Annotated in this window: 24 protein-coding genes; 10 read left to right on the top strand and 14 right to left on the bottom strand. The window is 39.3% G+C overall.

Annotated features, from left to right (window positions below; all coding sequences use genetic code 11):
• Positions 1–524: transposase (locus H5119_RS17020; protein WP_182703070.1), on the bottom strand; the 524-nt coding region annotated here is incomplete at its 3' end.
• A 510-nt stretch (positions 525–1,034) separates the two neighbouring features.
• On the opposite strand from H5119_RS17020, the gene H5119_RS17025 reads away from it, so the two are divergent.
• Entirely contained in the window at positions 1,035–1,415 is a 381-nt protein-coding gene (locus tag H5119_RS17025) for a hypothetical protein (RefSeq protein ID WP_182703071.1), read from the top strand.
• Between the two features lie 501 nt (positions 1,416–1,916).
• Here H5119_RS17025 and H5119_RS17030 read toward each other — a convergent pair.
• Positions 1,917–2,468 (bottom strand): YkvA family protein, encoded by a 552-nt coding sequence (locus tag H5119_RS17030; RefSeq protein WP_182703072.1) that lies wholly within the window; start codon positions 2,466–2,468, stop codon positions 1,917–1,919.
• Positions 2,469–2,685: 217 nt separating this feature from the next.
• Between H5119_RS17030 and H5119_RS17035 the strand changes: the two genes are divergently transcribed.
• The 5 genes from H5119_RS17035 (at position 2,686) to H5119_RS17055 (ending at position 8,057) form a co-directional block, all read left to right on the top strand.
• The gene (locus H5119_RS17035; protein WP_182703073.1) at positions 2,686–3,924 is read left to right on the top strand and encodes a DUF3667 domain-containing protein; all 1,239 of its coding nucleotides are present in this window, start codon (positions 2,686–2,688) and stop codon (positions 3,922–3,924) included.
• A gap of 165 nt (positions 3,925–4,089) precedes the next feature.
• Entirely contained in the window at positions 4,090–6,012 is a 1,923-nt protein-coding gene (locus H5119_RS17040) for a hypothetical protein (protein ID WP_182703074.1), read from the top strand.
• Positions 6,013–6,084: 72 nt separating this feature from the next.
• Positions 6,085–6,543 (top strand): thioredoxin family protein, encoded by a 459-nt coding sequence (locus H5119_RS17045; protein WP_182703075.1) that lies wholly within the window; start codon positions 6,085–6,087, stop codon positions 6,541–6,543.
• 291 nt (positions 6,544–6,834) lie between these two features.
• A complete protein-coding gene (locus tag H5119_RS17050; protein ID WP_182703076.1) occupies positions 6,835–7,584 on the top strand; it encodes an RES family NAD+ phosphorylase in 750 nt (249 codons plus the stop codon).
• Between the two features lie 80 nt (positions 7,585–7,664).
• Positions 7,665–8,057: a DUF4236 domain-containing protein gene (locus H5119_RS17055; protein ID WP_182703077.1), complete on the top strand. Its 393-nt coding sequence runs from the start codon at positions 7,665–7,667 to the stop codon at positions 8,055–8,057.
• 583 nt (positions 8,058–8,640) lie between these two features.
• Here the strand turns inward: H5119_RS17055 and H5119_RS17060 are convergent.
• Positions 8,641–9,201, bottom strand: a complete 561-nt coding sequence (locus H5119_RS17060; RefSeq protein WP_182703078.1) for a hypothetical protein — start codon at positions 9,199–9,201, stop codon at positions 8,641–8,643.
• A gap of 120 nt (positions 9,202–9,321) precedes the next feature.
• Positions 9,322–10,200, bottom strand: coding sequence for a LysR family transcriptional regulator (locus H5119_RS17065; RefSeq protein WP_182703079.1), 879 nt, complete (start codon positions 10,198–10,200; stop codon positions 9,322–9,324).
• Between the two features lie 121 nt (positions 10,201–10,321).
• Here H5119_RS17065 and H5119_RS17070 point away from each other — a divergent pair, with 121 nt between their 5' ends.
• The gene (locus tag H5119_RS17070; RefSeq protein WP_182703080.1) at positions 10,322–11,404 is read left to right on the top strand and encodes a YeiH family protein; all 1,083 of its coding nucleotides are present in this window, start codon (positions 10,322–10,324) and stop codon (positions 11,402–11,404) included.
• Positions 11,405–11,433: 29 nt separating this feature from the next.
• On the opposite strand, the gene H5119_RS17075 is transcribed toward H5119_RS17070, so the two are convergent.
• Positions 11,434–12,744, bottom strand: coding sequence for a DASH family cryptochrome (locus tag H5119_RS17075; protein WP_182703081.1), 1,311 nt, complete (start codon positions 12,742–12,744; stop codon positions 11,434–11,436).
• Between the two features lie 232 nt (positions 12,745–12,976).
• Between H5119_RS17075 and H5119_RS17080 the strand changes: the two genes are divergently transcribed.
• Both H5119_RS17080 and H5119_RS17085 read left to right on the top strand, forming a co-directional pair.
• A complete protein-coding gene (locus H5119_RS17080; protein WP_182703082.1) occupies positions 12,977–13,561 on the top strand; it encodes a DUF4202 domain-containing protein in 585 nt (194 codons plus the stop codon).
• A gap of 24 nt (positions 13,562–13,585) precedes the next feature.
• A complete protein-coding gene (locus H5119_RS17085) occupies positions 13,586–14,089 on the top strand; it encodes a zf-TFIIB domain-containing protein (RefSeq protein WP_182703083.1) in 504 nt (167 codons plus the stop codon).
• An 80-nt stretch (positions 14,090–14,169) separates the two neighbouring features.
• Here H5119_RS17085 and der read toward each other — a convergent pair whose 3' ends face one another.
• The 9 genes from der to ndk form a co-directional block, all read right to left on the bottom strand.
• Positions 14,170–15,636: a ribosome biogenesis GTPase Der gene (gene der, locus H5119_RS17090; RefSeq protein ID WP_077535506.1), complete on the bottom strand. Its 1,467-nt coding sequence runs from the start codon at positions 15,634–15,636 to the stop codon at positions 14,170–14,172.
• 93 nt (positions 15,637–15,729) lie between these two features.
• Complete coding sequence (gene bamB / locus H5119_RS17095; RefSeq protein WP_182703084.1) at positions 15,730–16,908, bottom strand: outer membrane protein assembly factor BamB; 1,179 nt, start codon at positions 16,906–16,908, stop codon at positions 15,730–15,732.
• A 10-nt stretch (positions 16,909–16,918) separates the two neighbouring features.
• Entirely contained in the window at positions 16,919–17,539 is a 621-nt protein-coding gene (locus tag H5119_RS17100) for a tetratricopeptide repeat protein (protein WP_182703085.1), read from the bottom strand.
• Positions 17,540–17,558: 19 nt separating this feature from the next.
• A complete protein-coding gene (hisS, locus tag H5119_RS17105) occupies positions 17,559–18,839 on the bottom strand; it encodes a histidine--tRNA ligase (RefSeq protein WP_182703086.1) in 1,281 nt (426 codons plus the stop codon).
• 136 nt (positions 18,840–18,975) lie between these two features.
• Positions 18,976–20,094: a flavodoxin-dependent (E)-4-hydroxy-3-methylbut-2-enyl-diphosphate synthase gene (ispG, locus tag H5119_RS17110; RefSeq protein WP_077535510.1), complete on the bottom strand. Its 1,119-nt coding sequence runs from the start codon at positions 20,092–20,094 to the stop codon at positions 18,976–18,978.
• 5 nt (positions 20,095–20,099) lie between these two features.
• The gene (locus tag H5119_RS17115) at positions 20,100–20,960 is read right to left on the bottom strand and encodes a RodZ domain-containing protein (RefSeq protein ID WP_182703087.1); all 861 of its coding nucleotides are present in this window, start codon (positions 20,958–20,960) and stop codon (positions 20,100–20,102) included.
• The gene (gene pilW / locus H5119_RS17120) at positions 20,957–22,792 is read right to left on the bottom strand and encodes a type IV pilus biogenesis/stability protein PilW (RefSeq protein ID WP_182703088.1); all 1,836 of its coding nucleotides are present in this window, start codon (positions 22,790–22,792) and stop codon (positions 20,957–20,959) included. Before pilW ends, H5119_RS17115 begins: the two co-directional genes overlap by 4 nt.
• Positions 22,793–22,909: 117 nt before the next feature.
• Positions 22,910–24,040, bottom strand: a complete 1,131-nt coding sequence (locus H5119_RS17125; RefSeq protein WP_077535513.1) for a bifunctional tRNA (adenosine(37)-C2)-methyltransferase TrmG/ribosomal RNA large subunit methyltransferase RlmN — start codon at positions 24,038–24,040, stop codon at positions 22,910–22,912.
• A 169-nt stretch (positions 24,041–24,209) separates the two neighbouring features.
• The gene (ndk, locus tag H5119_RS17130) at positions 24,210–24,641 is read right to left on the bottom strand and encodes a nucleoside-diphosphate kinase (RefSeq protein ID WP_007377442.1); all 432 of its coding nucleotides are present in this window, start codon (positions 24,639–24,641) and stop codon (positions 24,210–24,212) included.
• 229 nt (positions 24,642–24,870) lie between these two features.
• On the opposite strand from ndk, the gene yegQ reads away from it, so the two are divergent.
• The gene (gene yegQ, locus H5119_RS17135) at positions 24,871–26,253 is read left to right on the top strand and encodes a tRNA 5-hydroxyuridine modification protein YegQ (protein ID WP_182703089.1); all 1,383 of its coding nucleotides are present in this window, start codon (positions 24,871–24,873) and stop codon (positions 26,251–26,253) included.
• Positions 26,254–26,542 lie beyond the last annotated feature (289 nt).

Consider the following 26,542-nt stretch of genomic DNA (forward strand, 5'->3'; position numbering starts at 1 on the left):
ATACGAGTAATTGAGAGTAATACTCTATCATGAGCATCGCTGATTTCACTTGCTTCAAGTCGGTTTTTTTCTCTTAAACGATCTTTTTCTAAAGCGGATAATCTGCGAGTTAAAGCCTTGATACTCCTGGTATTAGCATCATCAGGCTTCCATAAATGAATCTGCTCATTTTGAGCGGCCCCATATCTTGCGAGCATATAAGCATCTGACTTATCAGTTTTATGGATTAACCCTAGTGCTTGCGAAAATTTCTTAGCTTTGCCAGGATTTGAAATAAAGATTTGGAAGCCCATAGTGTATAAATACAGGGCTATTGCTTCATGATAAACCCCTGTGGATTCCATCGTAATGACAATATCATTAGGCTGACATTTAGATAGCTTCAAGATCCAATCATTGATGGCTAAATAGTCAATCTTTCTATTTTTGAAGCATTTAAATTTGCTGCCGCTCTTGGCTTGATTTAACAATAAACAGAGATCGAGCGTTTCTTTGCTTACATCAATTCCAACATTTAATCTCATATCAATGACTCCACTTGTACATACAGCATCATTAGTAAATCACTAAGTGCTCGGATACCATCCAGTATTAGAGAAAGTAAAATCAAGGGATAATCTACAGCTCAATGTTAAACATTACGTGGTACAACATCCTCACTGATTTTAGAGCTTGGAGATAGCTAATCATCCAAAGCCTCAAGATACAAGCGGTACAGCCCTAATCGGGTAGTCGGAGGCCTCTATGCTCAGTGAACGTCAAAAGTAAAATAACGTAACATCGATTTTAATACGAAAAAGTTAGGATGACACCCATTCAAAGAAGTAAAAAAAAGGAATAAACAAGACATCCACCCTAAATTTCGCCCCCCAAAACGCCAACCAAAACAACACTAAACTCTTTTTATCTTCTGCTAAAAAATACAGTAACCGATTGAAGCAAAATAGGAACTCAGCTATGGTTTGTTGATCAAAAAATAAATAAAAAGCAAGCTATTCTACAGGCTTGTTATATTTTTATGTTGGAGTATCTAAATGGCTCAAGGCAAGAATAAGAAATTACTAATCAAAAAGACTCGTAAAGGTAATAAAGGTTTCCCTATAGCAACGATCGCTTTTTATGGTCCAAACCGTGATCTTGCATCAAAAGCAGTATGCGCAATTATAATGCATGAAGGTGCAGCTGCAGAACCAATGAAAAAGTGGTTTTCTTCAACAGACTTGAGAAAATCAGAACTGGTTATGAGTGAAATACTGAATTTCACTGATGCAAACGGAGCTAAATCCGTTAGCATGATCCAAGAAGTAATAGGTTGCCCTCATGAAGAAGGGATTGATTATCCTGTAGGTTGCTATTGTCCTGAGTGTAATTACTGGAAAGGCCGAGACAGATTTAGCGCAGAGATGGTGCATTAATTAAAGTTAGTAAGTTAGGATGACATCCATTCTAACTATTACAGAAATCGCTAACTATAACAGTGGTATCTAGTTAAAAATTACAGTTTCACTCATTCCAATTACACATACGCCCCCTCCCTTGAAGTCAAAAGGAGTTAGTTTATAAACGTCAAAATTGATACCTTATTCTATTATCACATTTCACTGTAATGGTGCGTCACAATTTTGCTAAAAAGCAAAGGTGCTGAAATATATTCGAGCTATTGCACCATTTATATTTGGCGTTATGCCTAATGAAGGTTAAAAGTAAAATAACGAGCCACTGATTTTAATACAAAAAAAGAGTGCTAGCTGGTACTTATATATTGAGTGTGGGGATCAAATCTACATTACGTATAAAAAAATATAAACCTTAACTATGGTTAATAGGCATAAGTGCGTTTTTGAGATTGGGATTAGAATTAAAGGCAATAAAAAAGAGCTTAAATCAGCTTTTTATTGCCTTGCAGTTAGTCGTGCTTAAAACACTGAACGAAATGAAGAACGACCTGAAGAGCGACGAGCATTACGGCGGTGGCGCATGCGGCTGTGTAGTTCGCGACGTTTTGCGTCTAGCCATTCATCACGCGTAATGGTTACGTTACCATTGCGACCTTCTTCACGACTACGGTAGGCACAAAACTCTTCAAACGCTTCTACGTCGTCGCTAAATTCACCAGCGACCAGTTCAATCATAATTGCGTCATCTAAAAAGCCCAGTACGGGTATGTGATCAGGCACTAAATCTTCAGGATCACTGAAGTAAGCAAGCGCACTTAATATTTCTACGCGTTCATCTTCTGGAATTTGCCATTCAGCATCTTCAATCATTGCGACAAACGTTTCTAATTTTTGAATACGAAGGCGTACAAACTCAGGTACATTGTCTTTAATGTTTAAGCTGATTTTTTTTGCATTATTAATTATTACCTGCTCACTGAGTAATTTTGCACCTTGCTGTGCTTTACGCATTACATCACGAAAGTGTTCTAAATCGGTATCTGATAATTCAAACTTAACTTCAAACGCCATTATAATTCTCCTGTATTGGTTATATGGTCACAGCAAATTATCACTATGACAGACAACATTATCAATAGCTTATTGTCAATGTTGAATTTAGCAGATACTTGAGCTAGCAGCACGCTTAATAGTTGGTTTTGTATAAAATATTTGTAATGTACATGTTACATCGTGCTATTGTTTTGTGCATTGCTCCATTAATAGTTTAAATAGTCGTAGTGAAATTATGTCCCAAGAAAGTCAGGTAGTGAATGTAAATGGCTCGCTTTCTTCACACGAAGAAGTATCCGTTATTAACGAGAGTGCAGCGGTTAAAGCGGCGACTAAAAAGCGTTGTGATAATTGCCACCAATCAGTTGAGGGAGGTTTTTGCTCTAATTGCGGGCAGTCACTCGACTCCACGCTAAAATATTTTTGGGTGGTTATTTTACATCTACTCGATGATATTTTTAGCTTTGATTCTCGTGCGAGTCGCACTTTGTGGCCGTTAATATTTCGCCCTGGGTTTTTAACAAATGAGTATTTTGCTGGCAGGCGAGTGCATTACGTGCCGCCACTACGGCTGTATTTGTTCATCAGCATTGTATTTTTTTTAACCCTAAAGCTAACCGTTTCGGGAGAAGACAAACAAACCATTGAAATTAATAATAACAAAGCCGCTATTAGCCAAGTGACTGAGTATATTAAAACGCTTAATGAAAAAAAATTACAAGTTCAACCAACACCTGATGATCAAACAATGGCGAGTATTGATGCTGATTTGGCGAGATTTAATCGCTATTTGAGCGATTTAAAACGTGATATTTCCGTTGCTGAAAATGCCAAACTGGTGAGTACGACCCGACAGCTAGCTACCATAGAGCTGGAGCGCGTTAAGTTAGGTACAAATGACAAAAGCAATGATATTACTATTTCAAATAATGCTGATGGTAGTTTATCATTTGATTTTTTATCAGATGAAAGTAATAAAAAGCTCGATGATTTTGCAAAAAAATTAGCAGAAAAAGCCAAAAAAACCTTTACCACAGACACAAATCGTTTGATCAATGAAGTATTGGGCAAACTCCCGCAATTAATGTTTGTACTTTTACCTCTATTTGCCTTGTTATTGAAGGTGGTTTTCATCTTTTCAAAGCGTCTTTATATGGAACATTTAACCGTGGCACTGCATAGCCATAGCTTTATTTTTATCAGCTTTTTATCAATCGATATTTTGGATGTAACACATGATCATGTTATAGCGCTGGGAGGTGGGGTTGCTACTGCTGCGGCCAGTATTTTAGGATTCATTGGCTTTGCCTTACTGATATGGGTACCTATTTACTTGTTTATTATGCAAAAACGTATTTATAAACAAGGTTATATATCAGCGTTTTTTACTTATGGCTTTGTCGGTATTATTTACTTTATATTAATGGCGTTAACGACGTTTGTGGCAGTCGTTTGGGGTCTAACAGAAATTTAGCCTTTTTAACAATAGGTCACTAAAATACATCCGATAGCGCTGTGCAAATAACGTGACCTTAAATTTATATATTTAAATAACTACCTTTAGCTAAACATTTTACCTAAAGGTTTTAGCTAATCGACCGATATATTGTTTAATAGGGCTTAGCGATTAAGGATAATCATGGTTAATAATATACTTGGCAGTCATGCTAACTTAAGTACCTTGCTTGCCCAATCCGTCAATAATGCAAATCAAACAACACCACCTACTAGCTTACAAGCCACTGCCGATTTAGAAGCAAATGCCCAAAAAATCACCGATGAGCTGCTTGGGCAGTTTAGCGATGAAAAAGTAGGGCAAGTTCTTAATCAGCAACTAACCTCGTTATTGACTATTTCAAGCACACCTAGCATTTTAAATTATAAACTCTCCGATGAAGAACTCGCCTTACGCACAGTCATAAGCTCTCAGCAAGAAGGCTTATTGAATAACGAAAATAGCACTAAGTTAATTGAACGCTTAAATACATCGGTAAAAAATATTCAAGGTGCGTATGCCAGTACAAGCGCTATTTTGTCGAATTTAGGACAACTTGGGCATAAGCAACAGACGTTTTTAGCTTCGAGTCAACAACGTGTTGAGCGCTCGCTTAATCCTTTTATGGAAGACTTGAACCGCAAAAATTACGAAAATAGTGACAATTACCTATTTGAATTATCGGTAAAAACAAAAGAAGGTGATGTTATCAATATCACTTTTAACTCTGCGCAAGGTTACGATGAAAACACCGGTGAAGCGACCAATGACTTTAGCTTAAGTTACGAAGTGAATGGGGATTTATCCAAGGCTGAACATCAGGCATTAACTCAGGTACTTTCGGGTGTAGGTGAAATGGCGGATGAGTTTTTTAAGACTAAACAAAGCTCGCACAGTAGTTACGTGCCTTTAAATCAAACTGATATAAGCCTCGATTTTTTAACCGGTTTTAATCATCAACAGTTATCTGGTTTTGATGTGTCTTTTTCAACAACTGACGGGGAAACTATTCTACCCTCAGAAAATAATCTCAATTTGAGCTATAACATTGACGCAGCATCCAATCAGCAAGCGCTTGTATACAAATCAGAAAGTGGGCAAAACGAAGTCGATTTTACGTTAGATATGTCTACCTTTGGAGGGCAAGACATAAACCAAATGCAGCAATATATCACCACTTTAGATAAAAGTTTAGAAGACAGCCGGCGCAATAGCTTTGATGAGACCAACGACTCAGCATTTGGTCACAAGGGCGATGAAAAAATGAAGCAAGGTTTTGCTTTATTTAAAGATGCGTTTACTAGCATGTCTTCTGCGGCTGAGCGTTATAGCCGTATTGAGTCGGTTGCGTCGCAGCAATTTACTAATGGTCGCGAGTTAGTTTCGGATTTGGTCGATAACATGATCACAAACGATCCGCGTTATCAAGGGCTTGGCAGTAGCGAAAAAAATACATTGGGTGCAGGTATTTCTATGTTAGCCGATTTTGATGCAGCGTTTTCTTTTGCTATGGATCGTGGAGATTATCAGCCAAAAAGTAGTATTGAGTTAAGCCAAGCAACAGAGCAAGAAAAATTAGGAAAATTTAGCGGTGTAACTCAAAGTAAAAATGCCAGTACGCGTTTTGATTATCAAGATAGTCACCCAAATACTTACGATAAAAAAGAAAGCTATAACATTGGCACTGCGGTTAAAAATAATGAATTAGTAGGGCTTGATCAGTCTTACAAAGCGGATGTGGATAAAAAAACGTATCAATTCAATCCCGAGAAATCTCAATATGAGATAAAAATGGCGCTAAAAGAGCAAACTATTAGCGAAAGTAGCATTCGCTTTATCAACGATATATGGCTTGAAAAAAACCAAGATAGCTACAGCATGGATAAAAAAGAGCGTATTAATAGCAATAGTACACAAGACGAATTTAAAAGAACGAGCAGCCATTCTCATAGCAAGCTAGTTACGCTAATTGGTGATTTAGATAAGCTGGCAGAAGATAAAAATGTAAGGCGTGAATATTTAACTAATTTATCACAAGTGAACTTCTTCATGGATAAAGAAAATTAACTACCGCTCTATTCACTCACTGCGCAATATTGGGTATAGTCGTCACATTACTCCTTTTAAAAAAGTAACCTTATGTTTAAACAATTAATTTTGTTATTCGCTTTGGGAATGCCACTGATAGCCTGCGCTGGTACGGCCCCGTTTTCTGGCGGTATTACAGCGGATGCACTGCTGAGTGAACACAATAAATTTAGCGAACAATACAAGGCGTTTACGCCAACGGCGCAAGATATAGCGCTAATGCAAAAATTAGCAGATAAAGAGCTTATTGTATTGTTCGGCACGTGGTGCCACGACAGTCAGCGCGAAGTACCAAAACTAATTAAGTTACTTGAAGAGTCTAAAGTAAAACTTGCAAGCATTGAATACGTGGCTGTTGGTTACAACAAGCAAGACGATGCAGGCATTGCACAGGTAAATGACTTACAATACACCGCTACTTTTATTGTTAAGAAAAATGGTAAAGAGCTAGTACGTGTAATTGAAAAACCAACAGCTACATTGGCGCAAGATTTAACGCAGGGCTTATAAATTCTACTTGGTTATATTTGTCTTACGGTTTTGACTGATGGGTTTATATTTAAGCTAAAGGCTGCTATGAGCGATAACTGGTTAGTCAGGTGAGTCGTCATTAAATTAGTAATAATAAGAGAAAGTTTTCCTCTTATTTACATGTTTATATAGGCTACAGTAAGCATAATATTTATAGCTGGCAATAATTTACACTATTTTTTATTAATATAAGCCCATGAAATAAGGGTGTTTTTACGCTAAAATAGGAAAAGCGTCCTCCGATAAAGATATTATACATAAGGGAAAGTTATGAGTTTTGACTCATGGAATAGCTATATGCAGTTTAGCTGTTCAGTTCGAAATAAATCGCGATATATTTTAGACGAAGATGCGCAAAACTTTCTTCAAGGTATTAAAGATACTTGCAAAAGTCGCGTAGAAGTGATTAAGCCAAACTCAGAGATGTGGAGAGCACAAATGGGACATGATAGGTTGAAACTTCTGCAAGATGATGTTCATGTCGATGATATATTAATTCCTTATCCTGAGAAAAGAATGAGACCTTTACCCGACAGTGCTTCTGAAGGAAGAGCAAACCCAAAGGGGATTCCTTGTTTGTATGTTGCATCTCAAAAAGAAACAGCAATGTCTGAGAGCAGACCTTGGTTAGGTTCTATAATATCAGTGGCGAGATTTACCAATTCTAAAGAACTTCGAGTAATCGATTTCTCAAGACATCATACTAATAAGTTACCTATTTACCTTTCAGAACCTGATGAAGCCAAAAGAATTGAAGCAGTATGGACTAATTTAGATAAAGCTTTCTCTCAACCAGTAACAAATAGTGACCAGAAGTCAGATTATGCACCCACTCAAATTATTGCTGAGTTAGTAAAATCGTTAGGCTATGACGGCATAGCTTTTAGAAGCTCACTTGGGCAAGGGCACAACCTAGCACTTTTTGATTTAAATAGTGTTAACTTCAAAGACAGTAGCTTGTTTCGGGTTAATGATGTTCAGTTCTCGTTTGAAAGTAGTAATGACGAACGTTACATATAACAATAAATTATGTGACACAAACTGCACGTCGCATAAATACTAAAGTGTTGAGTAATTACCTGGTAATGGAGTACTAGCTTATGTTCAAGAAGAAAAGAAGTATTAAATTGGGGAAAGGGGTAAAACTCAATTTAGGAAAAAAAGGTATAACAAGTCTTTCAGTAGGCGGCAAAGGCTTAACGGCGAATTTCGGCTCAAAAGGAGTTAAAACTACTGCTAATATCAGAGGCTCTGGGGGTTCTCAGTCTGCAACATTTTTTGAAGATAAAAACCAACAAGCGCCTACGTCACAAAAAAATGACGATAACTCACAAAGAAGTGTAGGCATCTTATTGAGTATAGGAATATTAATTCTTCCTTATATTTTTGCGTGGTTATTACTCCGCTCAGGTTACAGTACTTATTCAAGGTTAATTAGCTTTGCATGGATGGCATTCTTAATTTATTCAATGTTTACAGGCACAAACACTTAACAAAGCCTTAATTTTACTGCTTTGCGCTGAGCTTCAGGTAGTAAATTATTGCGGGGGTTAACTGTACTAGGTAAGTCGATATGATCTCAAATCAAGATTCTGAAAAAATGCTTACACCGTGGTTATCTGTGATTGGTTTGATTACGGTAATGTGGACCCAGTAGAAAGAAAAATTGATGAGTGAGAAATAAACAAAACACCCAATCTAAATTTTGCACTTCCAATTAGAATCTAGGCACAGTTTTATTTGTTTAATTAGAATGGCTGTCAAGTTTAGGGCTAAGTTTAGGGCTATTCAATATTCTGAATCTATTTGTAGGCTGGTGGGATTATTAGTATTTGATACAGATGGTTACGATTCACTCTAGCTCTACATTTAATTTTGTGTCATCAGTTGGTTCTTACCAGCTTTCATAAAATTTACAGAGAGTTGCACGCTAACGCGTTTCTGTCCATTAACGATTTGAATTAGTGATGGTCAGATTTGATCAAGCTCCAAAAATCGAATATGACAGTTTAAGTTAAGACTTTTTCAATTAGACCTTCAGTCAAAGAGCGTAGTTAACGCCTTTTAAAGTAAGAACTAAACTTCTGATACTTCCTCAAAGGAAATACCTGTATAGCCTTTCCCATGAATTGCGCAGAACAGGTTATTTAGTACATCGTCATCACTTTCTTGATTGTCGCAACAAAATATTTCAGTGTGATTGTCTTGTGGGATCTTGAAAGTAGTAGCATTTGTTAGCTTGCCTTTGAAAAAAACAAATTCGACTAAATTAAGTTTTATGGCCCCTGTATTTATAAGGTATTTGCTGTTTTCATCATCTAATGCATCTATTGACGTGGTGACATTTAGAGCGTACCAAGTTTGTCCATCTACGCTAAATGGAAGGAGCTCACCTATACCCTCAAGTATATCAGCAAGTTCCTCTGCAACATCTTCTCTAAAAGCAAATGTTGCCATTCCTATATAAGCAATATCGGGTATAGGCTCATTGCTGTCTTTTTCAAAATGAGCATTAAAATTCATTAGCTTTCCAGCCAAAGTATCCCCATGGAAATCCCATAAGTCAGACTGATATACCGTAGACTCTGGATACATTAAGCGATACTTCGTATCTGGACGTAATTTATATACTTTCATATTCTAATACTCCAGAGCAGAAAATGGGGTCGCGTCTTGCCTTTTGCCACTTTCTTTTGAATGTCCGTTGATGTCATGCATACGACTTACAAATCGCGTATACACTTACTCATATAAACATTATTCACTAAACAGGCTTTTTTCGAATGCTTGCGCTGCATGCGAGGATGGTCTGTCTTTATAGTGTAATTGATATAATGGCCGTGATAACTCTACGTTATTTTGTGGCTTTAAGCGTGTTAATTTACCTAATTGCACTAAATCTTCAGTTACCACATTAGGCAATAACGCAACGCCCATCCCTTGTGCTACCGTTCTTGCTATAGCCTCGTTACTGCCCAATTGCATGCTGTTTTTTGCTGTAACGTCGTGTTGTTGTAGTAACTTAACCGACATTTCGAGTGTGCCAGAGCCTGGTTCGCGCAGCAGCCAAAACTGCTTGTTTAACCATGCTTTTACATTTTTAGCGGGCTTTAAGCTACTCGGTATAACCACACTCATTAAATCGTTTTGCCAGTGCTTACTTATAATATGTGGCTCGGTTGGCGTGCCTTCAACTAGTGCTAAATCGATAGTACATTCGAGTAATGCATGCTCAATTTGTGCGGTATTGGCAATTTGCACTTCTACTTTTATGTGCGGGTACTGCGCGCAAAATTTAGCTAAATAAGGGGGCAGCCAATAGCTTGCAATGGTTGTGCTGCTGCCTATAACAAGTGTGCCGCGCTTAAGCCCTGTTCGCGATTTTATATCTTCAATGGCTGCTTTTTCGATAGCAAAAATACTACGAGCATGTTCAAAAAGCGCTTGCCCAGCCTCACTTAAAGTGAGTTTTTTACCCTTAGATGCACGTTCAATCAGTTGTATGTTTAATTGATGCTCAAGCTCTTTTAGCGCTTTAGATACAGCCGGTTGGCTTATAAACAGCGCTTCAGCTGCGGCCGAAAAGCTACCTAGTTTAGCAACCGTATGAAACACCCGAAGTGCATGTAGGTTCATTGTGCCTCTCAAATTACATAACTTTAAGTTATCAAATCATGATTTTAATGTATTAGAGTTATATTTTGCGCTTTATTATAATGAAGTCAATTAATAACAATGACTTTATGAAGGGATGATTATGCTTAGTAAAATTAAAAAGATAGCACAGTATTTTAGTGTTAATACTAAGCAATACAACGATTCGCGTTGGTGGTTAGGAATGCTGCTTGTTATTGTTTTAGCGGGGGCTGCTGTTGCCCTTAGTAAATTGCAGGTAATGCAAAGCGCTCAGTTTAGTTCTTTAACGCTTGGTATTGTACTTGGCATTATTGTTGGTAACAGTGTTTTTTCGCGCATTGCGACTCATACCGATGTGGGTGTTAATTACGCTAAAAGTACTTTACTCAAAGCGGGTATTATTTTATTTGGCTTTAGGATCACATTTTCACAAGTAGCGGGAGTTGGTTTAACTGGGCTAGTAACTGATATTACAGTACTTAGCGGTACGTTTATGTTAGCACTTAGCTTAGGTAAATACGTATTTAAACTTGATGAACACACGACTATATTAATTGGCGCAGGTAGCTCAATTTGTGGCGCTGCCGCTGTAATGGCAACTGAGCCGGTAATAAAAGCGCAGGAGCACAAAGTATCAGTAGCTGTGGCAACGGTTGTAGTGTTTGGCACATTGAGTATGTTCACGTATCCGTTATTGTTTGAATATATGGGCATGACGGAGCACGCGTATGGTATTTTTATCGGTTCAACGATTCATGAAGTAGCGCAAGTCGTGGCGGCGGGCAGTGCTGTAAGCGAAAATGCTACCGATACGGCGGTGATTGAAAAAATGTTAAGAGTGATGATGCTAGCCCCATTTTTGTTGTGTTTATCGTATTGGCAAAATAAGAAAAATTCAAAAGTAGGTAGCATTGCAAACAGCAAGGGTAATAAATCAGGCATCACTATCCCTTGGTTTGCAGTGTTATTTATTGCGACAAGTGGTGTGCATTCACTCTCTATACTTCCTCAAGCTACTACAAGTGCGATTGTTTGGCTTGATAATATATTGCTCACGATTGCAATGGTGGCTTTGGGTTTACGCACACATATTGGGGCTATTCGCCAAGCGGGGATTAAGCCATTGTTACTGGCGCTGTGTTTATTTTTGTTTTTAACGTTAGGTGGTTACGCTATTAATATAGGCATTGCTGAGCTGTTTTAAACGTTACTTGGTAAAAGTTGATTAGCGGCTTAAATTGGCCAATCAACTTCGTTTACGTTATCGAGCTGTGTGCTGGTATTTTTATTACCTTGCCATTTATTAGTGTAAACAGCGTGCGGGTCAAACTGTAACGTTTGTTTTTCAATATTAAAGTGCCTACCACCACGCGGATCTACACCCACGCCCGCTATGTATTGCCAGTTGCCCCAATTAGCAGCTACGTCGTAATCAATCAATTGCTGTTCAAAATAGGCCGCGCCATAGCGCCAATCAAGGCTAAGTTCGTTAACTAAACAACTTGCTGCAATTTGCCTAGCTCGGTTTGATATATACCCTGTGGCATTAAGTTCATTCATAATAGCGTTCACCAAGGGGTAGGGGGTTGCGCCATTGCACCACGCAGCAAAGCGATTTGGTATAAACGTAGTCAGGGGTTTAGTGTGTTTTTGGCCTTTAAAACTAAATAGGCTGCTACCTACGTTAAGTGCATGCCATTTAAAATACTCACGCCATAACAGCTCAAACTTAATCCAGTAAGTAGACTCGTTTGCTATGTGGTTTTGCTCGTACTGTTCAACTGCATTATAAACTTGTCGTGCACTTATGCAGCCAAAGGCAAGCCATGCACTAAATTTTGTGGTGTTATTAAAGCCATCAAGCTCGTTTCGAGTTGTTTTATAGGTACTTGGTAGTAAACCTGAAAAGTAGTGCTCCAAATGTGTTTGCGCACTATTAAGCCCGCCATGCATTAAATGCTCAAGATTATTGTGCGATTCAATTGGCTTTGCAGCACATAAAGTAATGGGTTTTGGTAATAACGTTTTAGGCAACGCTGAAAGCGTGATGGGAATATTTACCGCCTCTACCTTTTTTCTAAATGGGGTAAAGTTTTTAGGCAGCTCGTTTAAATCAAAAGGGAGGTCGCTTTGTTTAAATAAAGTGTCTTGTTGAGTCGTTTTAAATATCACATGCGGGCAATGTGCTTTTAGTCGCGCGAGTTGGCGTTGCTCATATATTCCAACGTGCTCAGCGCATACAACCCCGTCAATATGTTGATCCGCAATTCGCTGCTTTAACACTGTAACAGGCTCGCCCTCAAGTACATGCAGAGTTTGTCCGCGTTCAATAAGCACTTGTTGCAGCTCAAATAAGCTTTGCATTAAAAACTGTTGTTTGTGCACGCCATATGGTTTTTGTTGGTAGTTATTATTTCTAAACCAGTGCGGATTTATTACAAATACAATATCTAGTGCGCATTGCTGCAAAGCAAGGTCACTAAAAATAGGATTGTCGTCTATGCGTAAATCATTTTGTAGCCAATATAAAATACGTTTGCTCATGTTTGCGGATCTTCCTAATAATTATTACAGATCGTTACGTATTTTAAACAAACAGCGATTACATTTTAGTAAACTTATATGCTGCATAAAAAAGGCTCTAGTGATGCATCACTGCATACATTGATATTAGGTTTTAAAAATAAATGAACTTTAGAATTTCGTAATTTTCATTGCTGGCATATTGTTTATGAGCTGATTAAAATAGAGAAAACTAATTACAATAAAGACCGTCATGTTTAATAAAGTAATCGCCTTAATTGATGAAGCTAATAGCCAAGACCCTAATAATGAATTGCATGACGGGAAAAGCTTCCCAAAAGAGCGTTTATATTCAGATCGTATGAGCGAAATGCTACTTCGTTTTATGCCAAATGCAGATGAACTCATGAAAATTGCAGTACGTGCGCAGCATATAGAGCGTTGGAAATCACCTCGTAGTGACTTTGAAATGAATAAACAAGGTTATCACCAATGGCGCAGTGCACTTTATATTTTTCATGCATCGACGGTAGTTAAATTAATGCAACAAGCTGGTTTTGATGAAACAGATCAAAATCGTGTTTATGAAGCCGTAGCTAAAAAAAATATCAAACGCAATCCCGACAGCCAGTTAGTTGAAGATGTAGCAAGCCTTGTATTTATTGAGCATTACATGCTTGAATTTACTCGTTCTAAACCTGATTATGATGAGCAAAAGTGGATAGGTATAATTCGACGTACGTGGCAAAAAATGTCTGATGACGCGCATGAGTTTGTACTTGCAGGTAATATTACATTACCCGCACCACTTGTTGGGCTTATTCACAAAGCACTTTAATAACAAATAAAAAGGATTTTTAAAATGTTATGCCCACGTACAAACAGCTCTCTTGAGCCGTTATTAATTGGCGGTATTACTGTTTACACTTCAGCGCAAGGCGGCGTATTTTTTGATAACAGCCAAATTTTTAAATTTAGCTCGCCAGAGCTAAAGCATAGTCAGGTATTGCTAAAAAACTTGAGTGAACATAGCGAGAAAGAATACGATGTATCGCTACGAATTAATTGCCCAAAGTGCAAAAGTATTGTAATGATGCGCAGGTATTTTTCGCCACTAAAAGCAGTCGAAATTGATGAGTGCCCTGGTTGTGCGGGAATTTGGCTTGATAGTGGAGAATTAAGAAAAATACACGAAAACCACTTAACACCCAAAGAGCGTAAGCTGTTAGCTCATGAAATGGCAACTAATCATGGGTTTATAACTATTAAATCACCTATTTCTAGGTTTATGCCAACTAATAAAAATAAAAGTGCGCATGAAACCACCGTTGAGAACTTGGTTCGCTTAGCTTTACTTGGTTTGTGACTGTTAATAACATATTAAAACAAAAACGGCGTACTAAAAAGTACGCCGTTTTTATTACAATAAACTAATTTTTAACGAATTTATTTATTACGATTTTCTTTAGCAAATGCACGTATTTTACGCTTTTGCGACAGTGTTACTTTATTAACACGACCAGCAAATGGGTTTTCACCTTCTCTAAACTCAATTTTGATTGGGGTGCCCATAATTTTAAGCGCTTTACGGTAGTAGTTCATCAGGTAGCGTTTATAACTATCTGGTAAATCTTTAACTTGGTTACCGTGAATAACAATACGTGGTGGGTTATAACCACCGGCATGGGCATATTTGAGCTTAACACGACGACCACGAACAAGTGGTGGCTGGTGATCGGCTTGAGCCATGTCCATAATACGGCGCAACATTGCAGTACTTATACGTTTAGTTGCAGACTCGTAAGCTTCATCAACAGATTCGAATAAATGACCAACACCTGTACCGTGTAGTGCAGATATAAAGTGTAGGCGTGCAAAGTCAATAAAGCCTAAACGGCGATCGAGCTCTGATTTAATACGATCTTTAACGTAATCGTCTAAGCCATCCCATTTGTTCACGGCAATAACCAATGAACGACCTGAGTTAAGAGCAAAGCCTAATAAGCTTAAATCTTGATCTGAAATACCATCACGCGCATCAACAATCAATAACACCACATTACAATCTTCGATTGCTTGAAGTGTTTTAATAACGGAGAACTTTTCTACTACGTCACTTACTTTTTTACGTTTACGCACACCAGCGGTGTCGATTAACACGTACTCTTTTTCATTTCGAGTCATCGGAATGTAGATAGAATCACGCGTTGTACCTGGCATGTCGTATACAATTACACGATCTTCGCCAAGTATACGGTTTGTAAGCGTTGACTTACCAACGTTAGGGCGGCCAATTATCGCAAGCTTTACAGGTTTATCTGCAAACGCTTGATGATCGGTGTCATCCCCTTCACCTTCTTCGTAAAGATCAATAAGTTCTTCGTCGTTGTCGGCTACGTCTTCATCTTGCGCTGCTAATTCAGCAATAAGTGGCTGAAGAGTTTGCTCAAGTAATAACGTAATACCACGGCCATGTGATGCCGCAATATGGTGGATTTCACCTAATGATAATTGGTAAAATTCAGCACAGCTTGAATCAGCATCAATACCATCGGTTTTGTTAGCGACAACAAAGCATTTCTTATCTTGCTTGCGCAAATGATTAGCAATGGCTTGATCGGCAACGGTCATACCAACACGGGCATCGACTAAAAACAGCACAATGTCGGCTTCTTCAATGGCTAGCAGAGATTGATCTGCCATTTCGATTTCGATGCCTTCTTCTGAGCCATCAATACCGCCCGTATCTACCACGATAAATTCATAGCCATCGTAACTAGCTTGGCCATATTTTCTATCTCGTGTTAAACCTGGAAAATCGGCTACGAGTGCGTCACGAGTACGTGTTAAACGGTTAAATAATGTGGACTTGCCCACATTGGGTCGCCCAACTAGAGCGATCACGGGAAGCATAAACTACCTCTTTAAAAAACAACAAAAGGCTTCGCAGTGCGAAGCCTTACAAAAAATAATTAACTATTAGCAGGTTATACTAATAGTAGTAAGTTAGTTTGGTATTTTAACCGCACTAACTTCACCATCACGGGTGTATAAAATCAGTTTATCGTCGGCAACAACTGGCTCAATAAAAAAGCCTGAACTGTCAAAGTCTTCACGAGATACTAGCTCGCCAGTGTCTTTATTTAACCAATGTAGATTACCTTCTTGGTCGCCTATGGCTAAATTACTACCTGCAACAGTAGGACCAGTTAAGTACCAACCACGTAGAGCAGGTTGGCTCCAACGTTCAATACCTGAATTTTTATCTAATGAATAAATAACGCCATTGCTATCTACTACATAAAGACTTTGTGCATCCATCGAAATTTCGCGATAGCTGCTGTATTCACGTTTCCACACAACATTACCAGAGCGAATATCAATAGCTGCCAGATTACCGTTATAGGCAATAGCGTATGCGTAAGGGCCGCTAATAAGTGGCTGAGTATCTACATCAACAAGGCGTTCAAATTCTGATGCGCCTTTTGCTACCGCGATTTCTGAGCTCCATGCTGAGTAACCAGTGTCTGAAATCAAAACATTTAGTTTGCCTGTTTCTAGGCCAACTAATACACCACCATTTGCAACGGTTGGTGAGCTTTGTCCACGTAATGTCAGTGGTGGAACTTCTTGTTCAAAGCTCCAGCGTTCTTCGCCCGTGTCTGGGTGAAGCGCGAGTAATTTACCCGAAGCCAAATTAACAAATATGAGACCATCGCCAGCTGCCGGTTTAGACAGTGATTCACCAGGTACATTTTTACGCCAAACTTCTTCGCCTGTTTCACGATCTAGTGCAATTACAAAGCCATGCTCAGAGCCAATGTATACTTTACCATAAGCTTGTAAGATACCGCCTGATAATTTTGCAGTGCCGTTATTAGCCCACGGCCAAAATGAAGTATTCTGACGTATATCAGTTTCCCATTTTGTATCGCCGTTAGTAAGTGAAAGCGCTTCAATTTGGCCTTCACGGCTAGCAACATATACATTATCTTTATATATGGCTGGTGTTAAGCGAGAAAAATAGTGCTCTACACCATCGCCTATCGACTCTTGCCATATAACATCAGTCTCAAACTGATTTACAATTTCAGGAAGGACGAGTTCTTCTTCGTCATCACTCGATGAGCATCCCATTAATGTTGCCATACATAAAGCAAGGGCTGCTGTTGTTAATTTTTTCATGCCTAAAACCTTATGCCGCTGGGCTAGTTACTGCTAGGTCATCTAACTTAACTTGTAAAAGAGGATTAGTTGTTAATCCACCTGCATCTACCGCTGCTTGATATGCCGTGCGTGCTTGCTCTTTATTGCCTTGCTGAGCGTAAATATCGCCTTTAAGCTCCGCAACATTTGCATTAAATGCCTCAGGTAGTGGTGCATTTAATGTATTCAATGCATCGTCATACTTTGTTTGTGCTATTTGAATGCGTGCTAAACGCGTAATCGCAATCGCTTTTAACTCTGCGTTTTCAACGTTTGATACAATCCAGCTTAGTTTTTCGCTAGCAACAGCTAGGTTTTGCGCTTCTACAGCATCTTTAGCAGCAACAAATGCCGCCAATGTCGCGTAGTTTGTATCTTTATTTTCGCTGATAAATGTATCAGCCGCAGACAATACATCATCACTTTCAACAAGTGTTGTATACGAATCTGATGCTTGCTCTGCCGTGGTAATTTGGTTCTGGTTATACGCTTTCCAACCATATAAACCGCCTAAACCTACAATTACACCGAGTGCAAGTGACAGGCCGTTTTCACGGAAAAAACGTTTAATGGCTTCTGCTTGTTGTTCTTCTGTTGAATAAATATCCATGTTTACCTCTAATGTTCGCTTAGCCGTTAATAAGCTCTGCTAATAGCGCTTTAGCTTGTTCTAATTCTAATGTGACTTGTTCTTTACGCTCACGTAAATATTTAATAGTCACAACGCCTTTTTCTAATTCATCTTCACCAATAATAACTGCAACAAGTGCATCGCTTTTATCAGCACGTTTTAATTGTTTTTTGAAGTTACCGCCGCCTGCATGAACCATCACACGAAGGCCTGCCACATCACGGCGTAGTTCAGACGCAATAATAGGCGCTTGAATACTGGCTTTATCACCCATGGCCGCTAAATATACATCAGCATTGCGGCGTATGTCACCTACGCACTCTAGTGCTTGTAATAATAACACTAAACGCTCAAGGCCCATTGCAAAACCAACTGCTGGAGTGGCTTTACCGCCTAGTTGTTCAACTAAACCATCGTAACGACCGCCAGCACATACTGTGCCTTGTGCACCTAAACTATCGGTTACCCACTCAAATACGGTACGGTTATAGTAATCCAAGCCACGAACTAATTTTTCGTTAACCGTGTATGAGACGCCAGCAGCGTCTAAACGTTCACATAAATTTTCAAAATGTTCTTTTGATTCAGCATCTAAATTCTCAGATAATTTAGGTGCGTCGGTTAATATGGCTTGTACATCTGGATTTTTGCTATCAAGTACGCGTAATGGGTTTGAATACATACGGCGTTTTGAGTCTTCATCAAGCACATCAATGTGTTGCTCAAGGTAGGCAACTAACGCATCACGGTAATCTGCACGTGCCTCATTAGACCCTAAAGAGTTAAGCTCTAAGCGAACGTGTTCAGTAATACCAAAGGCTTCCCATAACTGTGCCGTTAATAAAATAACTTCTGCATCTATATCTGCACTGGCAATACCAAATGTCTCTAAACCAAATTGGTGAAACTGACGGTAACGACCTTTTTGCGGACGCTCGTGGCGAAACATTGGGCCCATATACCAAAGGCGCTGCTCTTGGTTGTACAATAACCCGTTTTCGTTACCAGCACGTACGCATACTGCGGTGCCTTCTGGGCGCAGTGTTAACAAGTCGCCATTGCGATCGGCAAAGGTGTACATTTCTTTTTCTACAATATCGGTAACTTCACCAATAGAGCGTTTAAATAAGTCGGTTGATTCTACAATAGGAAAACGAATTTCTTGATAACCGAACGATGCTACTGTCTCGCGTAAAATGTTTTCTACTTTCTGCCAAACTTGTGTATCGCCTGGCAGACAATCGTTCATACCGCGAACTGCCTGAATTTGTTTTGCCACTGATAAATCCTAAATACTGTTTTTGTGTAATAAAAAAAGCTTACACAACAAGAATGCTAAAAATTGACCCGCTATTATAGCGTTCTGGCTATAAAGGTAAACGGCAAACAGCGCTGTTTGCCGCTATATACGGTATTTATTCGACTATTTTTATATCTATAGGTGTTTGGTTTTGTTTTTTCTCTATAAAGTCGCGAACATAGCCTTCTAGTTGCTCAACAATATTATTGTTATCGATGCGTGCTTTTTGACGCTCGCCATTAATATACAGGCCAGAACGACGGTTTGCACCGGCAAGGCCTATATCACTAACCAGTGCTTCACCTGGGCCATTTACAACACAGCCAATGACCGATACCGATACTGGCTCGATAATATCTTCAAGGCGTTCTTCTAGTTGATTCATGGTACTTACAACATCAAACTCTTGGCGAGAGCAGCTCGGGCAGGCGATAAAATTAATACCACGCGAACGAATGCGCAGCGATTTTAAAATATCAAAGCCAACTTTAATTTCTTGTACCGGATCGGCTGCGAGTGAAACACGCAGCGTGTCGCCAATCCCTTCGGCAAGTAACATACCTAAGCCAACTGCCGATTTAACTGAACCCGAACGCATGCCGCCCGCTTCAGTGATCCCTAAATGTAATGGCTGATCTATTTCTTTTGCAAGTAAGCGATACGCGCCTACGGCTAAAAATACATCTGATGCTTTTACTGATATTTTAAATTGGTCAAAATCCAAGCGGCGCAATATATTTACATGGCGCATTGCTGATTCTAATAGCGCTTCTGGTGTTGGTTCGCCGTATTTTTCTTGCAAATCACGCTCTAGGGAACCGCCATTTACGCCTATACGAATGGGAATATTATGCTCGCGGGCTGAATCGACAACGGCTCTTATTCGTTCTTCGCTACCAATGTTACCCGGATTTATACGCAGGCAATCTACGCCGTATTTTGCTACTTTTAAAGCGATACGGTAATCAAAGTGAATATCCGCGACTAGCGGGATAGTCACTTGCTCTTTTATACTTCTAAACGCGTCTGCGGCATCCATAGTTGGTACTGATACCCGAACTATATCGGCACCGGCATCTTGTATTGCCTGAATTTGCGCAACGGTTGCATCAACATCCATCGTGTCGGTGTTGGTCATCGATTGGACGGCAATTGGGGCACCGTCACCAATAGGGACGTTACCTACGTTAATACGTGTGGATTTTCTGCGTTTAATTGGAGATTCTGAAAACATAGCGACTACTCTGCTAGTGGTAATGTAAATTTGGCTAAACGATTTTTGGGAAAAGCTGAAATATCAACTTTTTCACCGTTTAGGGTAACGCTTACAACGTTGTGCTTACCAAGCACAACAGAAAAAGGAGGTTTGCCGGTGACAGTCATTAAGTAGCCTGCTTTTTTAACACCAAATGCAATTTTTTCACCTTCACCGTCGTAAATTTCAACCCAGCTTTCATCATTAAAATTCATTTCGATGGTGCTATTTTCAGCTGAGTCTGTATTAGAGGTGAGTGATTGATTTGTTTGTGCTTGAGTTATTTCAGGTACAGTCTCACGTTCGCTTGGCGCTAATACTTCTTCAGCCAATGCGTTATCGGCAGATTGCTGCTGTACGATATTAGTGGGTTGAACTGCTTGGCGTTCACTGAGTATTGAATTTTCTACATTTATATTACTGGTTTGCTCTTCTATGGGGGTTGCGTTTTGCCAAAACCATAATGCAGATGAGCCAATCACAATCGCTAAAATAATATAGGTCACTAGCATTAATCGGCTATCACTGGCTTCTTTTTCTGTACGACGTGAAAAGCTTTGCATGTTAGCGGGTTTTGCCGGCTCAGGTGGTGCTGGCATCATGGCTAAAATAGGGGCGCTATCAATTTCTAGTTCTCGACAGTAATTTTTGATATAGCCTTTTACAAAAGTAATCGGTCCGAGTAATGCAAATTCATCGTTTTCAAGACGTTTTATTTGTAATTCAGATAATTTTAACGGCTCAGCTATGGTTGCAATGCTAACATTGGCGTGCTCACGATGCGCTTTTAATATTTGTCCAACCGTTGGTTGTTCAATCTCTGTTTGCGTATTTTCTTCATTCATAATAGGTATGATTCTGGATCCACTAGTAAAAGTCTATGCCCTGACTTAAGTTCAGTATCTGGGCTTAATTTATTCCATCGCATTAATTGATCAATTAATACATGCCGCTGGGTAGCTATTTTATACAAGGTGTCGCCAGCTTTAATTTCGTAATAAATATTAGGATCGTTCAAATAAATTTTACTTCCATTCATTACCCGATCAGACTCTTTTAGACCATTCCATTGTAAGAGTTTTTGTAGTTTAACATTGTATCGGACGGAAATGCTAAATAGGTTTTCACCAAATGTAATTATATGAGAGGGCACCGTTATAACTGGCACTTTAGTGCTAAGTAATGGGGCGTCCATTTTTTTTATCGCAGAATAGTTTGTAAATTCTACGTCTTCATCCGATTCATTTTTACGATTAGAAAAAACAGCGCGATTTTTTACTGCTTCGTAAAATGTAACGTTAGCGCCATTATTACTATTTGAGCTTTCAATATTTGAGCGTGCTATTTGATTTTTTTGTTGCGAATTTAAGTCTATTGCTTTGGATTCACCAAAAGAAATTATTTTAACTTCAGTTTTAAGTTCGTTTGAATTTTTTTTAGTACTTGTTTGCGATACGGCGTCTTGGGGAAGCGTTACTTTTTTGGCTGAACTTTGCTGCGAGGTTAAAGCCGATATCACCGCAGAAGTATCAGTAGCGGTATTTGAAAACGTCACCGGAATTGTTTTTTTTTCAGGCTCATTAGGCACGTCTACAGCAATAGAACCCGCAGGGATACTTTTTACTTGCGGCGGTTTATTGTTCTCAGTTTTTATACTATTAACAGAGCTTGCTTTAAAAGGCGCGGGGTACTCACTCACTTGATTTTGACTTACAGACGTGGCTGCGTTAGCGTCTTTACTATCATTTGAAATTAAGCTGGTAGAGTTATCTAAAGTCGGGCGTTTTTTACGAATGATTTTTATTTTAGGCTCTGAACTAATTCGCCCGTTGTTATTACTTTTTTGCAAGTCATCAAGCATTGCTCTGCGGTACTTGTCTCTTAAAATTTCGAACTCGCTCAGACGTGTTTTTTGCTCTCGTAACGAATAAGCTTCATTACTCGTCGGGTAGGTTTGCATAATAGTAGCTGAAATTTTTTCAGCTTCTTCTATTCTACCCATGCGACTTTTAATTAGGTACTCAAGCATTAATGCGCGTGACGATATTTGGCCTGTATCATCATGACGTTTTAAAAGTTCGCTGGCTTTATGTAAATCACTTTTAGCGTAAAATAACGCGGCAAAACTAATTAAAGTAGAAGTTCGCTGAGAGCTGTGATTCATGGCTTGTTGAAAGTAACTTTCAGCATTATCAAAATCATTAAACTCAATGGCACACAAGGCTAAATTTTCGTAACTTTCGGCGACACGGATATAACTTGGGACTTCAATGGCTTTTAAAAATTGATCCGTCGCACGGTCATATTCGTTAATACCGCATAAAAATACCCCATAGTTATTTAAGGTATTAGGATCATCCGGTTTTATGGCGAGCGCTTTTTGATAGGCTTTATCAGCGAGTGTGTTTTCACCTACTTGTTGATAATAATAAGCAAGAGAGTAATGGACTTCAGGTAGTTGTGGGGCAAATCCAGCAGCACGTTCTAAATTGTATTTAGCTTGAGAGTTATTACCGGTGTTTAAATACTGCAATGCTAAAGCAATACGTGTTCGTGCAGCGCCTATATTATTAATTTTATTTTCGACGACGGGCTTGTCACTGCCGTTATAACTATTTTCAGTTACGCAACCACTCAAAGCAATTGCTGAAATAGTTAATGCAAGTATAGATCGCATTACCTTGTCTCTTTATTTTTATCCATAGAGTCTATCTTACCTAAAAGCCCTCATGTTGCATCCTTTATTTAAAATAAACGATTTAACATGAGGGCTTTAGGGATTTTCAACTAAAAATTATGCTTGATGAATATTAACGGCAATTGCGTTATCGTCACGCATTTTCTTTTTAGCTAAACGTTTAGTTCGGTCAACTACGTCACCGACTAACTGTCCGCAAGCTGCGTCAATGTCGTCACCGCGAGTACGACGAACAATACAGGTAACGCCTGCTGCTTGTAATACTTTTGAAAAACGATCAATTCGGCTGTTACTTGAACGCGTATATTCATTACCAGGGAAAGGGTTAAACGGAATAAGGTTGACCTTAGACGGTGTGCCTTTTAACGTTTGCACTAAGGCATGCGCCTGATCGGTGCTGTCGTTTATTCCGTTAAGCATAACGTATTCAACGGTTACGTCTTTATTCGCTTTAGAGCCATCGATATAACGACGACACGCCGCTAAAAATTCTTCAATAGGGTACTTTTTATTAACCGGCACTAAAATGTCACGCAATGCGTTATCTGGTGCATGCAATGAAATAGCAAGCGCCACGTCAATTTTCTCTTTTAGTAAGTCAAGTGCAGGTACAACCCCTGACGTACTTAATGTTACGCGGCGCTTAGATAAACCAAAGCCCCAATCGTCCATCATTAGTTCCATTGCTGGCACTACGTTTTTAAGATTAAGTAAAGGCTCGCCCATACCCATCATTACAACGTTAGTTACTGGGCGCTTTTCGCTATGGCCATCAAGGCCTATATCTTTAGCTACACGCCAAACTTGGCCAATAATTTCAGATACTTTTAAGTTACGGTTAAAGCCTTGTTGCGCAGTAGAGCAAAAAGTACATTCAAGCGCACAGCCCACTTGTGATGATACACATAACGTAGCGCGCTCTTTTTCAGGGATCCAAACGGCTTCTACTTCTTGGCCACCTTCAAGTATAAGCGCGTACTTAATAGTCCCGTCGCTTGCTTGTTGGCGAACGGTGATTTCTGGTGCAACAATTTCACATTCAGCTTTAAGTTTTTCTTTAAGCTTTTTATTTACGTTGCTCATATCGTCGAAGTTATCTACGCCAAAATGGTAAATCCATTTCATCACCTGGTCACTACGAAACGGTTTTTCACCGAACGATGCAAATAACTCGCGCATTGCTTCTCGGTTTAAATCTAATAAGTTAATCTTTTTTTGCTCGGTCATGAAACAACCTCAATCGGTGACGGTGGAGATAAAATTTACGAGGACGAATTGTACACAATTCACTCACTTTAATCATTAAGTAAAATATCAATAAATACACTGACAAATACTTTACGTAATGACTAAAAAAGGGCCCGAAAGCCCTTTTCAATATGTTAACGAATTCGAATTAACGAGTACGTGAACAAAGCTCTTCGTCAGCGAAGAAGTATGCGATTTCGCGAGCAGCAGATTCAACAGCGTCAGAGCCGTGAACAGCATTTTCGTCGATGCTATCAGCGTAGTCTGCACGTAAAGTGCCAGCTAGTGCTTCAGCAGGGTTAGTAGCACCCATGATTTCACGGTTTTTAAGAACAGCGTTTTCGCCTTCAAGAACTGTAACCATTACTGGACCAGATGTCATGAAAGATACTAAAGCACCGAAAAAAGGACGTTCGCTATGTTCAGCGTAGAAACCTTCAGCTTTCTCTTGTGAAAGGTGAACCATTTTAGCTGCAACGATTTTAAGGCCAGCAGATTCGAAACGGTTGTAGATAGCGCCAATGTGGTTTTTAGCTACTGCATCAGGTTTTACGATTGAAAAAGTACGTTCTAAAGCCATCTTTATGCTCCAATAATTTTAAATAAAAGTGTGAATATTAACGGGCGCGAATTATACGCGTTTTAACTGAAAAATCCTAATTTTATTAAAAACCAACTTGATTACGGTTTTGTGATCTCGATCAAAGGCAAATTATTATCCGCATTTATACTGCCGCGCTTCTGTTTACGTATTTGTTAATGACTACTCATGCAACTGGCTTACATCCAGTTCGATGTATGGAGCGCACATGTTATCTGTTATACCTTCCACGCCGTTTATTCCTGAATTATTATGCCCTGCGGGCAGTTTAAAAAACATGCGTTATGCCTTTGCTTATGGTGCTGATGCAGTATATGCAGGGCAACCTCGTTATAGTTTGCGTGTGCGTAATAATGAATTTGACTTAGAGACGCTGCAAATTGGGATTAATGAAGCGCATGCGCAAAATAAAAAGTTTTATGTGGTGTCTAATATTGCGCCGCATAACGCGAAAGTAAAATCGTATTTACGTGACATTGAACCTGTTATTGCAATGAAACCTGATGCGCTGATTATGTCAGATCCTGGTTTGATCATGCTGGTTCGTGAAAAATGGCCGACTATGCCGGTTCATCTATCAGTGCAGGCAAATGCAGTTAACTACGCCAGCGTACAGTTTTGGGCAAAGCAGGGAATTGAAAGAGTTATTTTATCGCGAGAACTATCACTCGAAGAAATTAGTGAAATACGCACACTCTGCCCAAACACAGAACTTGAAGTATTTGTGCACGGCGCACTGTGTATGGCCTACTCAGGACGTTGTTTGCTTTCGGGCTATATTAACAAGCGCGACCCAAACCAAGGTACATGTACCAATGCATGTCGCTGGGATTATGATGTTAAGCCGGGTGTTGAAAATGAAACCGGCGAAATGGTGCATAAAATTGATCCAAAACAGGTTATTCCTACATTGGGAGAAGGGACGCCAAGTAACGATGTATTTATGTTAGAAGAGCAAGGCCGCCCAGGCGAATATATGCCAGCGTTTGAGGATGAACACGGCACCTATATTATGAATTCAAAAGACTTACGTGCTGTGCAATATGTAGAACAGCTCACAAAAATGGGTGTACACAGTTTAAAAATAGAAGGCCGTACTAAGTCGTTTTATTATGTAGCGCGCACAGCACAGGTATACCGAAAAGCAATAGACGATGCGGTTGCAGGCAAGCCGTTTGATGCGGATTTATTTAAAACATTAGAAAACTTAGCGCATCGTGGCTATACCGAAGGCTTTTTAAAACGCCACGCCCATCAAGATTATCAAAATTACGAATACGGTCATTCAGTTTCTACCAGGCAGCAATTTGTAGGCGAAGTATTAGGTCGTAATGCCAATGGTTTGGTTGAAATAGATGTAAAAAATAAATTTTGTGTTGGCCATTCGTTAGAGCTAATGACACCAAAGGGAAATATTAGCTTTGTGCTTGAATGTATGGAAAACAAAAAAGGCGAAAACATTACCGATGCCAAAGGCTCTGGTCATATTGTAAAAATCCCACTGCCTAATAATCTCGATTTAGCGCACGCTATTCTAATGCGTAACCTAGATGAAAACCAAGACACCCGCAATCCGTTTAAACAAGCGTAATGCAACCCTATAACAGTGTGCCTATTTCCATAAATAGGCGATAACACAGTATAACTTGGTTTTTACTTATTCTTACAAGGATGTAAGCCACTAGGGCGTGTTGACCTTTGTTGGTTGAGTTTGCAGCAGACTGTTTGGTATTTAGGCAAGGCCGAGCCTATGTCGTGTGGTTATTCCCCATAAATAGGCGATAACGCAGCATAAATGCCAAACATGCGCTGCCCTTTGGGTTCTTTCTAGGGACGATTAACTCTTTGTTGCTCGGTTTTTACTTAGCCCACTAGGTTAC

Source organism: Pseudoalteromonas sp. SG45-5 (assembly GCF_014164085.1).
Classification (GTDB): Bacteria; Pseudomonadota; Gammaproteobacteria; order Enterobacterales; family Alteromonadaceae; genus Pseudoalteromonas; species Pseudoalteromonas aliena.